Source organism: Curtobacterium sp. MCBD17_021 (assembly GCF_003234525.1).
Classification (GTDB): Bacteria; Actinomycetota; Actinomycetes; order Actinomycetales; family Microbacteriaceae; genus Curtobacterium.
The window spans coordinates 1-12,971 of sequence record NZ_QKTS01000028.1 but is presented as its reverse complement, the minus strand read 5'-3'; the positions used below and the strand labels follow the sequence as shown (position 1 = coordinate 12,971).

13 protein-coding genes are annotated in these 12,971 nt (G+C 71.1%); 6 read left to right on the top strand and 7 right to left on the bottom strand.

From position 1 onward, the window contains the following. Window positions 1-328: 328 nt before the first annotated feature. Window positions 329-859 (top strand): putative immunity protein, encoded by a 531-nt coding sequence (locus DEI83_RS15610; RefSeq protein WP_111082854.1) that lies wholly within the window; start codon window positions 329-331, stop codon window positions 857-859. A gap of 19 nt (window positions 860-878) precedes the next feature. Here the strand turns inward: DEI83_RS15610 and DEI83_RS15605 are convergent, their stop codons facing one another. The 5 genes from DEI83_RS15605 to DEI83_RS15585 form a co-directional block, all read right to left on the bottom strand. Beyond that, window positions 879-2,171, bottom strand: coding sequence for an amidohydrolase family protein (locus DEI83_RS15605; protein WP_111082853.1), 1,293 nt, complete (start codon window positions 2,169-2,171; stop codon window positions 879-881). Between the two features lie 179 nt (window positions 2,172-2,350). Beyond that, window positions 2,351-2,785 carry a hypothetical protein gene (locus DEI83_RS15600; protein ID WP_220036817.1) on the bottom strand — a complete coding sequence of 145 codons (435 nt, stop codon included), beginning with the start codon at window positions 2,783-2,785 and terminating at the stop codon, window positions 2,351-2,353. 26 nt (window positions 2,786-2,811) lie between these two features. After that, complete coding sequence (locus DEI83_RS15595; protein ID WP_181431275.1) at window positions 2,812-3,435, bottom strand: HTTM domain-containing protein; 624 nt, start codon at window positions 3,433-3,435, stop codon at window positions 2,812-2,814. Between the two features lie 302 nt (window positions 3,436-3,737). Then, complete coding sequence (locus DEI83_RS15590; RefSeq protein WP_181431274.1) at window positions 3,738-4,265, bottom strand: SdpA family antimicrobial peptide system protein; 528 nt, start codon at window positions 4,263-4,265, stop codon at window positions 3,738-3,740. Window positions 4,266-4,314: 49 nt separating this feature from the next. After that, window positions 4,315-5,097, bottom strand: a complete 783-nt coding sequence (locus tag DEI83_RS15585; protein WP_146243372.1) for a hypothetical protein — start codon at window positions 5,095-5,097, stop codon at window positions 4,315-4,317. Between the two features lie 200 nt (window positions 5,098-5,297). Between DEI83_RS15585 and DEI83_RS15580 the strand changes: the two genes are divergently transcribed. Further along, window positions 5,298-6,695 carry an amidohydrolase family protein gene (locus DEI83_RS15580; RefSeq protein WP_111082848.1) on the top strand — a complete coding sequence of 466 codons (1,398 nt, stop codon included), beginning with the start codon at window positions 5,298-5,300 and terminating at the stop codon, window positions 6,693-6,695. 65 nt (window positions 6,696-6,760) lie between these two features. Here the strand turns inward: DEI83_RS15580 and DEI83_RS15575 are convergent, their stop codons facing one another. Further along, entirely contained in the window at window positions 6,761-7,753 is a 993-nt protein-coding gene (locus DEI83_RS15575) for a PDR/VanB family oxidoreductase (protein WP_258371255.1), read from the bottom strand. Next, window positions 7,750-8,406, bottom strand: coding sequence for a helix-turn-helix domain-containing protein (locus tag DEI83_RS15570; protein ID WP_111082847.1), 657 nt, complete (start codon window positions 8,404-8,406; stop codon window positions 7,750-7,752). The genes DEI83_RS15575 and DEI83_RS15570 overlap by 4 nt, the downstream gene beginning before the upstream one ends. A 152-nt stretch (window positions 8,407-8,558) precedes the next feature. Here DEI83_RS15570 and DEI83_RS15565 point away from each other — a divergent pair, with 152 nt between their 5' ends. The 4 genes from DEI83_RS15565 to DEI83_RS15550 all read left to right on the top strand — a co-directional run bounded on the left by DEI83_RS15565 (window position 8,559) and on the right by DEI83_RS15550 (window position 12,819). After that, a complete protein-coding gene (locus tag DEI83_RS15565) occupies window positions 8,559-9,851 on the top strand; it encodes an amidohydrolase family protein (protein WP_111082846.1) in 1,293 nt (430 codons plus the stop codon). Window positions 9,852-9,886: 35 nt separating this feature from the next. Beyond that, window positions 9,887-10,654: an ABC transporter ATP-binding protein gene (locus DEI83_RS15560; protein ID WP_258371254.1), complete on the top strand. Its 768-nt coding sequence runs from the start codon at window positions 9,887-9,889 to the stop codon at window positions 10,652-10,654. After that, window positions 10,654-11,523 (top strand): ABC transporter permease, encoded by an 870-nt coding sequence (locus DEI83_RS15555; RefSeq protein WP_111082845.1) that lies wholly within the window; start codon window positions 10,654-10,656, stop codon window positions 11,521-11,523. Before DEI83_RS15560 ends, DEI83_RS15555 begins: the two co-directional genes overlap by 1 nt. 105 nt (window positions 11,524-11,628) lie before the next feature. After that, window positions 11,629-12,819 carry an ABC transporter substrate-binding protein gene (locus DEI83_RS15550; RefSeq protein WP_111082844.1) on the top strand — a complete coding sequence of 397 codons (1,191 nt, stop codon included), beginning with the start codon at window positions 11,629-11,631 and terminating at the stop codon, window positions 12,817-12,819. Window positions 12,820-12,971: the final 152 nt, after the last annotated feature.

The following is a 12,971-nucleotide window of genomic DNA, read 5'->3' as shown; positions in this document are numbered from 1 at the left end:
TCCACATCTCCCAGGACGCCGCGGACCTGCTGAACCAGACCTTCAAGACGGACGCCGTCAAGCGCGGCCTGCTCGTCGGCACCGCCACCATCACCGCCCAGATCAAGTAACCCCCCGGCGTCCACCCGACGCGCAGCACCACCCCCAGGACGCCGCCCCGCACCCGCGGGGCGGCGTCCTCGCGTCCCCACCCGAGCACGCCCCGGGTCCACGACACACCGCCACCGCCCCTCCCGGTTCCCGAATCCATGCACCTCACCCACCGAGATGCGCGAATTGTGGAACCACGGGAGGACCGACCGGACGCGACCTGTGCCAGGGTGCCCTCATGGCCTCAGCGCAGACGCTCGACCTCGGCGACCGTCGACTCCTCGCCGCCTGGGCGGCGGACTGCGCCGAACGGGTGCTCCCCCTGTTCGGAGCCGTGGCACCGGACGACACCCGCCCTCGAGACGGCATCGCGCGGACGCGGGCGTTCAGTCGCGGGGAGGTCGACGCGGCCGACATGATCCGCCGCCGGTTCGAGACGGGCCGCGCGGCCGCCCCCGTCCGGGATCCGGCAGCGAGGGCGGCAGCCTTCGCCGCGGGACAGGCGTCCGGCGTCGCGCACATGGGAGTGCATGCGCTGGGGGCAGCGGCGTACGCGGTCCGCGCCGCCGCCCTCGGCAGCCCGGGCACGGACGACGACGAGGTCGCGTGGCAGCTCGCGCACCTGGAGCCGCCGGCCCGCGACGCCCTCCGACGGCTCCCCCTGCTCGGCACCGACACGTCCGGGCCACTCGGCTCGGGGCTCCTGGCGACCGGCACCCTCGCCGTCACCATCCGGGTGATCCAGTCGTCGGTCGCCCTGCCGCACTGAACGAGGCCGACTCCGCGCCTCAGGCGGGTGTCCGCGCCAAGCGCTCCCGGAGGCGGGCCGCCAGCTCGCCCTCGTCCGCCGAGACGAGCCTCCCGTCCCGGACCACCACGCGGCCACCGACCACGACGTGCCGGGGCCGTCGCCCCGGGGACGCCCAGAGGAGGCCCGCGACCGGGTCGGCGACCCCGGCGTCCGCGACCCCGGAGACGTCCCAGACGCAGAGGTCCCCGGCCGATCCGACGCCGAGGTGCCCGAGCTCCGGCCGTCCGAGACCGACGGCCGAGCCCTCGGTCACCATGCCGAGCACCTGACGCGCGGGCAGCTGCGGACCGACGAGCGCGGAGACCTGCATCCCCAGGCGGGCGTCCGCGAGCAGGTGCCCGGCGTCGTTGCTGCCGCCACCGCTGGTGCCCAGGCCGACCGGGACGCCCGCGGCGAGGAGCCGAGCGACCGGCGCGATCCCCCACCCCATCGGCACGTCGCATCCCGGCGCGTGTGTGGCCGTGACCCCGGCGGCCGCGAGGCGGGCGATCTCGTCGTCGGTGACGTCGCACAGGTGGGCGATCGTCACGTCGGGCGCGAGCCAGCCCCACGCCTCGAGCAGGTCGAGCGGTCGTCGCCCGTACCGCTCGAGGGCGATGACGGTGTCGACCTGCTCGTTGGCCTGGGTGCGACGACGGAGACCGTGCTGAGCAGCGACCTCGCCGAGCGCACGGAACGTCGCCTCGCCGTCGGAGTGCACGCCCGCCGGACCGACCGCGATCTGCAGTCGTCCGTCGGGGTCCACGCCACCGACCGCGTCCTCGTGGAGCAGTCCGGTGACGATCGCGTCCGCCGACGCGGCCGCACGGTCGGGGTCGTCCCGGGCGCTCCCCCGGACGAACACCAGCCGCCCGCCGAGCCCGCGGACGGCGTCCACCGTGGCCGCGGCGAGCGCGACCGTGTCCTCCGCCGTCGCGTCCGTCGGCCAGTTGAGGTGGTGGTCGGCGACGGTGGTGACCCCGGACAGGAGGCCCTCCGCGGCCCCGACGGCAGCGGCGAGTCCGTAGAGCTCCGGGTCGTGGCCCACCCGGCCGTACGCGCCGGCCATCGTGGGCAGCCAGTCCGCCATCGGCACACCACGGGTCCCGGGAAGAGTCCGGAACGCGGTCTGCAGCAGGTGGTGGTGCGCGTTGACGAGGCCGGCGGTGACGACACATCCCGAGGCGTCGAGGGTCGTCGCGACCGCACTGCCGTCGTCGACCACGACGTCGCCGTCACGCTCGGTACGCGGGTCGACGAGGACACGGTGTGCGCCGGTGACGGTGAGCATGCAGCGTTTGTAGCAGGGCGGTGTTTCGGGACGGTGTCGAACAGGGACCTCGTCGTCATCCCGCGGCTTCGTCTCATCGCTGAGACAGCTTGCCGACCATTCTCAGCAGTGAGACGAGGGGTCGTCTTCCACAGCGCCGAGCGGCAGGACCGAGATCCTCGCCCCGGCTCGATCGATCCTCAGCGCGCGACCAGACGGGCTCGGATGTGTTCGGCAACACGCTCCGGATGACTGCACTGCACCACGTATTCGTGATCCCTCCGGGTCCGCAGGACGACTGCCGGCCGGTTCCCGAGGATGAGCCCCGTCGCGGCGCCCTTCCACCGCAGGCCGACACCGCCGAACCGGAACCAGCTCTGTTCTTCGACCCTGACGGATTCCAGCTCGGAGTACTCGAGCTGACGACGCCATAGGGGGAAGAACCGAATGTCGACGCTGTCAGTGACGTCCACGCGCACGGAGGCGGTGACAAGGACGAAGCCGGCACCGAGTACGAGCACGGCGGGGAGCATCGTCAACGTCGCGGGACTGATTCCGATCTCACGGACGAGGAAGACCATGAGGGCGACCATGCCACCGAAGCTGAGCAGGAGGAAAGCGCCGAGCGCCTTCATCCAGGCGGGTCCGTTCGTCGTCTCGGTCATGCCGGTGTCTCCTCTTTTTCTTCCGAGCGGATCCGGAAGACCTTCGGTGGAACGAGTGACCATCCGACCGGGACGACCAAGATCAGCAGCGCGGCACCCATCACGAACGCGAAGCTCGACACGCCGAGCACCAGCCAGATGGCGAGATGGAACAGGAGTGCGACCGGCAGCAGGAACCGCAACCGGAACGGGGTCGGCAGGAACACGGCGATCGCGAGACTGAACTCCAGCACGAGCGTTCCCCAGGACGAAGCGGCGACCAGCACTGGGCGCATCGTCACCCATTCCGCCACCGGCCGGAGGAGCGGCGGCGCCCCGAACACGTTGTTCCGGACCCAGTAGAAGAGGGCAGTGCCGTTCGCCCACTCTGGACTGCTGAACTTCCCCAGACAGGCGACGAGGTAGACAACCGCGATCTGCAGCTTCGCGAGCGCGAGGACGAAGTACGCGACGAAGAGGCGCGCACCCCGAGCGCGGTCAGGCTGTGATGCCGTCCACGAGGTCCGCCGCCAGTCGGTGAGACTCACCGGCAGCAGCAGTAACCCCAGGATCCCCGCGAGCTGGTCTCCGCCGTCAGGTGCCGCACTTGTCAGCGGCAGCGCGATGAGGAGTGCGGCCATCGGTACCGCACTCAGCGCTGGGAACCAACCAGATGCAGCGATGAGACACAGCACCCCGGCAGCCACCTGCCCACCAGAGACGGCTCCTTCCGGGACCCAACACGGCCAGGCCATCCACTGCACGCTGGCAGCGCAACGAGCGGGCAACGCCCCGTCGACCGGGGTGAAGAGGACTGTGGTCGGAGTGAGCAAGTACGTCAGTCCCGCGCTCAGAAAGAGCAGACTCCGCGCCGCACCGAGGGTCGCGGTCCACGGCTCCGGTAGCCGCAGTGTCCGCCTGAGCCAGTACCGCCCGGGGCGGGTCAGCATACGACATCCAGCAGGACAGCCTCTTGGGGCAGTGGCCTCGCCCGCATATTCCGCCACTCCCAGGGAACGGGCTTCTCCGCAACGAGGAGGACCTCACCGCAGAGCGTCGGCTCCTTGTGCGGGTTCTTCACCCGCAGTGGGTTCGCGTCATCTGCCATCGCATCGCAATCTCGTTCGGTCCCACAGTTCGTCCATGTTCGTTGTCCGACGCCGTGGAGGAAGGTCGCGATCTCAGCTCCCTGTGACCGGCCTGCGCGGTTGAAGCCAAAGGCCCAGTTCGCGGACGCACCGACGGCGACCGATTGATCGATGAGCCTTCCTCCGGACACCTCGAAGGGGACGATGTAAGCGCTCTGGGCATCCTTCGTGAAGAACGCCCAGCCTTGCGGCGCGATCTGCCGAGTCACATGGGCGATTTCGTTCCGGGCCGGAGGCACCACAGCCGGCGTGAAGCTCACCGCTCCTTGCATCACGTAGAAGGCAAGCGTCAGCCCCACGATGCTCGCCATGACGACGGCCACCCGCGAGACCAGGACCGATCGTCCCCCCACCCATGTCAGTTGTGGCAACTCAATGGCCGAACTGCTCGATGACCGCTGCCACGATTCCATCCGAGAACCGGGCACTGGTGCCTGCGTTGGCCGCCGACTTGGTCCTCACCGCGTTGTTTTGGTAAGCCACGTTCACACCGGCGGCGACGTTGAATCCGAGAGCGATGTTGGCTGCGAGAGCGTAGTTCACCGCCGCGACCGCAGTCACTGCGATGACAGCTCCGAGTGCCACGACGACGGCGACGCCGCAGTCCGTTCCGACTTCCCCCGGGACATGTGTGGTCTCTGCCTCGAGCGACTTGACCGCCTGCGCCATCGTCGGCGTCCGCAACATCTCGTCGTAGGCCCCGGTCAGTTGCCGCTGCACCCGGACAGGATCACCAGAGAGCACCGCCGCTCCGATCTCCGTGAAGTACTCCGGATCGCTCTCGATCAGTTCCTTCTCGATCTGTCGAACCTTCACCACGGAGGTCGGCGTGCTGACCTGGTGCAGAACGGCTTCGATCTCGTTGTCAGTGAGCGTGGAGACGGCGGCGTTCTCGAGCAACAACCGTGTGCGTTCTCCGCCTTGCAGGAAGAACAGGCTCTCGAAGACCTGCCGACCGCGCTGCGCAGCGGCGGACCCAGGTACGTGACCGTTCCCAGCGACGTGCTGCTCCTGAACTACTGGAAGCGCCTTCTGCGTCGGCTGCGTGGCCATCGCTGGGACAGCAGTCCCAGCGATGAGCGCAGCAGTGACCAGCCCGACGCCTCCGGTCGTCGTCAGGGTTCGTCGTCGGCTCTGTTCTGTGGGTCTGATCATGGCGTCGATACTCTTCGTTTCGCATCCAGCATGTCAACTATGACTCGCGCTCAGAACATGGGTGCAACGAGCCACGACCTCCTTCCCGCGGGACTCTCACCGCTTCGACCGTTCTGCATGGCGTTCCGCCGACGTTCACGAACACCGGCGGGAAACCCGACGGGAACACCCGCGAAACACCGGGTCCCTAGGTTCTCCCCATGACCCAGACCCTGATCCGTGGCGGGTGGGTGCTGACCGCCGCCCCCGAGACCTCCGAGACCCCGTCCGCGATCCGGGACGGCGCGGTGCTCCTCGACGGGGACCGGGTCGCCGCGGTCGGCACCTACGCCGAACTGTCGGCCGCGCACCCGGAAGCGACCGTCCGCGGCGGGGCGAACGACGTCGTCACGCCCGGCTTCGTGAACACGCACGGACACTTCAGCGAGGGACTCATCACGGGCATCGGCTCGCAGTACACGCTGTGGGAGTGGCTGAACGCGCTCATCTCGCACGTGAACCCGGTGATGACGCGGGACAAGGCGTACGCGGGCACCATGCTGCAGGGCATCCAGATGCTCCGGAGCGGGGTCACGACGGCGAACGACATGTTCTGCTCGGACCCGATCCCCGGCGAGCCGGCGACCCCCGGGGTCGTGCAGGCGCTCGAAGAGCTGGGACTGCGCGGGGTCGTGTCGTTCGGCAGCGGGGACGTCGACCGCGGCTTCGGTCCGGCACCGATCCTCGAGGAGTTCGACGCCCTGCGGGAGGCCGCCGACGCCAGCCGGTACAGCACCTTCCGGGTGGGGATGTCGTCGATCGGCCGGTACTCGGACGGGGCCTGGCAGGAGCACATCGACTACGCGGTCGACGGCGGCCACGGCATCCACGTGCACGTGCACGAGGTCCGGGAGGAGGTCACCGCCGCCCGTCAGCGCACCGGCAAGACGGTCGTCGGGCACGCCGAGGCGACGGGCATGTTCCGCGTCCCGGTCATCGCTGCGCACAGCGTCTGGATGGACCGGGAGGACCGTGAGACGTACGCGGCGAACGGTGTCGGCGTCGCGCACAACCCGGTCGCGAACGGCATCCTGGCGAGCGGCATCGCCCCGGTTGCCGAGCTGCGTGCCCTCGGCATCCCGGTCGGGATCGGTGTCGACGGTCCGGCGTCGAACGACTCGCAGGACTTCCTGCAGGCGATGAAGACCGCGGCACTGCTCGCCCGGATCCGTGACCTGCAGGCAACCGCGATGAGCGCGCGCGAGGCGTTCGAGATGGGCGCGATCGGCGGTGCGCGCGCTCTACGGATGGACGACGAGATCGGTTCGCTCGAGCCCGGCAAGCGTGCCGACCTCGTCGTGTTCGACGGCGAGAGCCCGACCCTCGCGAACGTGCACGACCCGTTCCAGGCGGTCGTGTTCGTCGCGGGCAGCCGTGAGGTGAAGGACGTCTGGGTCGACGGCGAGCTGAGCCTGGCCGACTTCGAGGTCACGCGCGTCGACGTCCGGGAGGCCGTGGCCCGGTCCCGTCCGCTGGCTCGCCAGCTCGTCGAGCAGGCCGGCCTGGAGCGCCTGTCGGCGCTCACCGGCGCCCCGCTCGACCACACCGAGCGCCCCTGACAAAGCGACCGTGCACCGGACGGGAGGCCCGGATCACGTCCGGATCCGGGCCTCCCGTCCGGCGGTCAGAGCTCCAGCACCAGGCGCGGGCACCCCGCCGCCGCGCGGCTGACGCAGACCATCATCGTGCGGTCGTCGGCCTGCTCCGCGGGACTGAGCACGGTGTCCCGGTGGTCGACCGACCCCTCGAGGACGGGCGTCTCGCACGTGCCGCAGGTGCCCTCCCGGCAGGACGACAGCACGAACGCTCCGGCGTCCTCCGCGACCTCGAGCAGGGTCCGGTCGGCGGGGACGGTGACGGTCGTGCCGGTGAGGGTGAGCTCGACCTCGAACGCCTCCCCCGGGGCGTCGACGTCCGCGGCCGGCTCGAACCGTTCCACGCGCACGCTGCCGGCCGGCCAGTGCGCGGCGGCGGCCTCGACCGCGTCCATGAGACCGCGGGGGCCGCAGCAGTAGACGACGGCGTCCCTCCGTCCGGCGAGCAGCGCGGTGACGTCGAGACGGCGACCCTCGTCCGCGACGGCGAGCGTGACGCGGTCCGGGTGCGCCGCGACGAGGTCGTCGGCGAACGCCATCCGGTCGCGGGCCCGCCCGGCGTAGTGCAGCTCCCAGGGGGTGCCGGCCCGCTCGGCTGCGGTGATCATCGCGCTGATCGGGGTGATCCCGATCCCGCCGGCGACGAACACCGCGGGACGCCCCGGGTCGAAGCCGAAGTGGTTCCGCGGGCCGCCGACGATGACCGCGTCGCCGACGCGGAGCACGTCGTGCACGGCCACCGATCCGCCACGACCGGCCGACTCACGGAGGACCGCCACACGCCAGTGTCCGTCGGCCGTCGTGGTGACGAGCGAGTACTGCCGTTCCGTGCCGGGCGCGACCTGCAGGTCGATGTGGGCGCCGGGCTCCCATGCCGGCAGCGGCACCGCGTCGAGTGGGGCGAGGTCGAGCGTCACGACGGCAGCGGCCACCTGCTGCCGCGCCGCGATGCGCATCCGGTGTCGGGCCTCCGCCGGTGCCACGACGGAGCCGAGCGCGCCGTTGCTGATGCCCTCGCTCATGCGCCGGCTCCGGACCGCGGCGTCTCCTTGACGACGATCATGTGGAACGCGCTGCCGTCGGCACTGCACCATCGGTGCCCGGTCCCGCCGCGGTAGTACGCCGAGTCCCCGGGACCGAGCCGGAGCACGTCCTGGCCGCGGAGGTCGAGCAGGACGTCGCCGGCGAGCACGGTGACGAACTCGTCCTGGTGGTGCTCGAAGTACTCGCCGGGTTCGGTGTTGTCGCCCTTCCACTCGAGCGGTTCGAAGGCGTGCGGGCCGGCGTGCACGAGCAGCCGGGCCTCGCCGCTGGAGAACGGCCCGCGGGCACCCTCGCCGGAGCGCAGCACCTCGGGACGTCGGTCGTCGGGCTCCTGACGGGACGGCGCCCCGGCGGCGAGGAGGGCGACCTGCGTGGTGTCGAGCGCGCCGGCGATCTTCTCGAGCGACACCATGCTCGCGCGGGAGTGTCCGCGCTCGACCTGGCTCAGGAAGGGGTGTGACAGCCCGGTGCGCTCGGCCAGCTGCACGAGCGTCATCCGTGCTGCCCGGCGGAGTGTCCGGACGTGCGCGCCGATCCGGCGGGCCTGCTCGTCCACGACGCGGTCGGACGGAGGCTCGGCCGAGCGGAGCGGAGCGGAGGCCGGATCGGCGTCGGTGAGTTCGGTGGGCATCGCGCTCCGATCGGGGACGGGAGGGGCTGGCGTTCCGTGCACGTCATCTCGTCACAGGCGGCAACCGGCGCGAAACCGGAGGGAAACACGGCCGCCCTAGCATCGGAGATGTTGATGCGATCAACATTGTCACACACGATCGAGAGGGTCCCATGGAGTCGTCACTGCCGCGCCGGGTCGCCCTCCTCCGGTCCGCGCTGCTGCCGGACGGGAGCCTCGTGGACGTCGCGATCGACGGCGACACCGTCAGCGACGTGGCCCCGGCGGGCACGCTCACGGCCGACGACGCGGACACGCTCGACCTCGACGGACGCCTGCTCCTCCCCGCCCCCGCCGAACCGCACGCGCACCTCGACAAGGCCCTCAGCGCGGACCGGATCCAGCCGCCGCTCGGCGACCTCGGGTCCGCCATCGCAGCCTGGGCAGCGCACGCCACGACCATGACGGTCGCGGAGATCGCCGACCGGGCCCGGACCCAGGCCCTCGCCATGCTCGCCGCCGGCACGACCTCGATCCGCACCCACGTCGACGTCCTGAGCGACGGCGGTGCCGCGAGTGTCGCCGACAGCGTCCGCGGGGCGCAGGCACTCATCCAGGTCCGCGACGAACTCGCCGACCTCATGGACATCGAGCTCGTCGCCCTGGCCGGGCCGCTCGCCCCCGACGAGCACGTCGAGGCGGTGCTCGACCTCGGCGTCGACCTGGTCGGTGGCGCCCCGCACCTGGCCGAGGACCCGCTCGCCGACGTCGACCGGTTGCTCGCGATCGCCCGGCGCCGCGACCTGGGCGTCGACCTGCACGCCGACGAGAGCCTCGACGGCCCCGTCACGCTCGACCACTACGCCCGGGCGGTCCGCGACTGGCCGCGCGACCGGCAGTACTCGGCCGGGCACTGCGTCCGGCTCGGCACGCTCGGCCCGGAGCGGCTGGCGGAGGTCGTCGCCGACGTGGCCGCGGCCGACATCGGCGTCATCACCCTGCCGATCACGAACCTGTACCTGCAGGGCTGGCAGCACCCGGTCTCGACGCCGCGGGGGCTCACCGCGATCACCGCACTCCTCGACGCCGGCGTCCGGGTGGCCGCCGGCGCCGACAACGTCCGCGACCCGTTCAACCCGGTGGGTCGGAGCGACGCCCTCGAGACCGCATCCCTGCTCGTCACCGCCGGGCACCTGACGCCGGACGAGGCGTACGCGATGGTGAGCGTCGCGGCCCGGAGCGTGATGGGCCTCCCGGCCGCCGGTCCGGTCGTCGGGGCGCGCGCCGACCTGCTCGCCGTCGCCGCGACGAGCGTCACCGACGCCGTCGCGAACGCCTCCGCCGACCGGATCGTCCTGTCCCGCGGTCGACTCGTCGCCCGCACCGAGGTGCACCGCACCGTCGCCGCTCCCGCCCGGGCCGCGGCGTCTCCGGTGCCCACGCCCGCACCCGTCCCCGTTCCCTGACCGCGCACGACCATGCACGAGAACACGAGGTAGCCGTGACCACCACCGCCCCAGCCCCCGTCACCGCGACGGACACGCTGCTCGACTTCCGGAACGTCGAGATGACGTTCCCGAACGGCACGATCGCCCTGCAGGGCGTCGACCTGACCGTCGACCGCGGCCAGTTCGTCTCCGTCGTCGGCCCCTCCGGCTGCGGCAAGTCGACGCTCCTCCGCATCGCGTCCGGACTCGAGACGGCCTCCGACGGCACCGCCGGGGTCACCGCCGACCGGATCGGGTACGTCTTCCAGGACGCCACGCTGCTGCCGTGGCGGAGCGTGCAGGGGAACGTCGAGCTCCTCGCCGAGCTCGGGGACGTGCCGAAGGCCGAGCGGGCGGCGAAGGCGGCGCACGCGATCGACCTGGTCGGGCTGAACGGCTTCGAGTCGAACCTGCCGAAGCAGCTCTCCGGCGGCATGCGGATGCGCGTCTCGCTCGCCCGGTCGCTGACGCTCGACCCGGAGCTGTTCCTGTTCGACGAGCCGTTCGGCGCCCTCGACGAGATCACGCGCGAGCGCCTCAACGACGAGCTCCTCCGCCTGTTCGTCGAGCAGCAGTTCGCCGGGCTGTTCATCACGCACTCCGTGTCCGAGGCGGTCTACCTGTCCACCGAGGTCATCGTGATGTCCGGCCGACCGGGCAGCATCGTCGGCCGGTTCGACGTGCCGTTCCCGATGCCGCGCGACCCCGACATCCGCTTCACCCCCGAGTTCGCCGAACTGGTCGGCGAGGTCTCGCACGCACTCCGGGAAGGACACCGCTGATGGTCACGCTGCAGGAGGTCGCGGACGCCCGCACCGCACGCGCCACCGCCCGCCGCTCCACGCCGCGCTCCCGCCGATCGGTCACCTGGTGGCAGCCCGTCGTCGTGCTCGCGGTGCTCATCGGCATCTGGTACGCCGCGGCCGCCTACTACGACCACGTGCGGGGCCTGGCGTTCCTCGTGCCGTACCCACACCTCGTGCTCACGGCGATCGTCGCCCCGACCGGGATGAACGGCGCACCCTCGACGTTCGGCAGCGACCTCTGGCTCGCCCTCGGCCGCACCACCGTCGTCTCGCTCACCGGGCTCGCGTTCGCGATCGTCATCGGCGTCCTCTGGGCGATGGCGATGGCGCAGGCGAAGTGGCTCGAGAACTCGCTCTACCCGTACGCAGTCGTGCTGCAGTGCGTGCCGATCCTGGCGCTCGTGCCGCTGATCGGCGCCCTGTTCGGCTACGAGTTCACCAGTCGGGTCATCGTCACGGTCATGATCGCGCTCTTCCCGATGGTGTCGAACACGCTCTTCGGGCTGCAGTCGGCGGACCGTGCGCAGCACGAGCTCTTCCGCCTGCAGCGCGCCAGCCGGCTCGCCCGCCTGGTGAAGCTGCAGGTGCCCGCCGCGCTGCCGTCGATCTTCGTCGGGCTCCGGACCTCGGCCGGCCTGTCGGTCATCGGCGCGATCGTCGGCGACCAGTTCTTCCAGCGCGGTAACCCCGGGCTCGGCGTCCTCATCCAGGTGACGGCATCGCGGCTGATGGGGCCGGAGCTCTACGCGACCATCATCATCGCCTCGCTCTACGGCGTCGCCGTCTTCCTCGTCTTCGGCCTGCTCGGCCGGCTGGCCGTCGGCCGCTGGCACGACTTCGGCTGAACCCGACGGCGGGCATCCGACGCCGGCCCCGACCCGCTCCACCTCCCGTCCCTCCCACAGCACCCGCCCCAGCACCACGAGACCCGCACCACGAACGGAGCCTCCATGCGCACCACCACCCGACTCGGCGCTGTCACCGCCGCCCTCACCGTCTCCGCGATCGCCCTGACCGGCTGTGCGAGCGGTTCGGCGACGAGCGCCACCACCACCGCCGCGACGAGCGCGGCCACCGGCCCGGCCGTCGACCTCTCCGACGTCTGCCCCGCGACCGTGGTCGTCCAGACCGACTGGAACCCGGAGGGCGAGCACGGCCACCTGTACCAGATGCTCGGCGCGAACCCGGCGATCGACGCCTCCGGCAAGACCGTCACGGGCGACCTGGTCGCGAACGGCAAGCCGACCGGCGTGCAGCTCGAGATCCGTGCCGGCGGCCCGGCCATCGGCTACTCGAAGGTCAGCTCGCAGATGTACCAGGACGAGTCGATCACCCTCGGCTACGTCTCCACCGACGAAGCGGTCATGTTCTCCGGCGAGCTGCCCACGACGGCCGTCTTCGCCGAGAACGACCAGTCCCCCATGGCGATCATGTGGGACCCGGCGACGTACCCGGACGTCGACAGCATCGAGAGCCTCGGCAAGGCGCTCGAGGAGAACGACGGCGTGGTCCGCTACTTCAACGACGCCGCCTACATGTCGTACCTCGAGCAGTCCGGCATCCTGCCGAAGAGCGTCCTCGACGGCAGCTACGACGGCACCCCGTCGAAGTTCGTCTCGGCCGGCGGCAAGGACGCCCAGCAGGGCTTCGCCACCGCCGAGCCGTACGTGTACAAGAACCAGGTCGCCGCCTGGGGCAAGAAGGTCGAGTCGGCCCTCATCTCGAGCACCGGCTGGAACCCCTACCCCGAGACGATGTCGGTCCGCTCCGACCAGATGTCCGAGCTGAAGCCGTGCCTCGAGAAGCTGGTCCCGGTCATGCAGCAGGCCGACGTGGACTACCTGGAGTCGCCCGGTGCGACGAACGACCTCATCACGCAGCTCGTCCAGCAGTACAACAACGGCTGGACCTACGACTCGAAGGTCGGCGCCTTCGCCGCGGAGCAGATGCAGAAGCGCGGCATCGCCACCGACGGTGACAACGGCTACGTCGGCGACATGGACGAGCAGCGCATGGCCGACTTCATCGAGAAGGCCACGCCCGTCTTCTCCGGCTCCGGCGGGACCATGAAGAAGGACCTCGCCCCCTCCGACCTGTACACGAACGAGTTCCTGGACGACTCGATCTCGCTCGGCTTCTAGCCGGCCACTCACCGGACGGGAGGCGCGGCGCACGACCGCCCGCCGCCTCCCGTCCGCCACACCGTCCGTCAGCAGCAGCGCACCAGGAGCCAGCATGACCACCGTCACCCCCACCGCCGTGCCCACCGCCCCCGTCCCGCCCGCCGCACTCG

Coding starts and splice junctions, on each gene's coding strand:
- DEI83_RS15550 (WP_111082844.1), top strand. CDS start 11,629: ATGCGCACCACCACCCGACTCGGCGCTGTCACCGCCGCCCTCACCGTC.
- DEI83_RS15570 (WP_111082847.1), bottom strand. CDS start 8,406: ATGCCCACCGAACTCACCGACGCCGATCCGGCCTCCGCTCCGCTCCGC.
- DEI83_RS15565 (WP_111082846.1), top strand. CDS start 8,559: ATGGAGTCGTCACTGCCGCGCCGGGTCGCCCTCCTCCGGTCCGCGCTG.
- DEI83_RS15585 (WP_146243372.1), bottom strand. CDS start 5,097: ATGATCAGACCCACAGAACAGAGCCGACGACGAACCCTGACGACGACC.
- DEI83_RS15600 (WP_220036817.1), bottom strand. CDS start 2,785: ATGAAGGCGCTCGGCGCTTTCCTCCTGCTCAGCTTCGGTGGCATGGTC.
- DEI83_RS15605 (WP_111082853.1), bottom strand. CDS start 2,171: ATGCTCACCGTCACCGGCGCACACCGTGTCCTCGTCGACCCGCGTACC.
- DEI83_RS15595 (WP_181431275.1), bottom strand. CDS start 3,435: ATGGCCGCACTCCTCATCGCGCTGCCGCTGACAAGTGCGGCACCTGAC.
- DEI83_RS15580 (WP_111082848.1), top strand. CDS start 5,298: ATGACCCAGACCCTGATCCGTGGCGGGTGGGTGCTGACCGCCGCCCCC.
- DEI83_RS15575 (WP_258371255.1), bottom strand. CDS start 7,753: ATGAGCGAGGGCATCAGCAACGGCGCGCTCGGCTCCGTCGTGGCACCG.
- DEI83_RS15555 (WP_111082845.1), top strand. CDS start 10,654: ATGGTCACGCTGCAGGAGGTCGCGGACGCCCGCACCGCACGCGCCACC.
- DEI83_RS15610 (WP_111082854.1), top strand. CDS start 329: ATGGCCTCAGCGCAGACGCTCGACCTCGGCGACCGTCGACTCCTCGCC.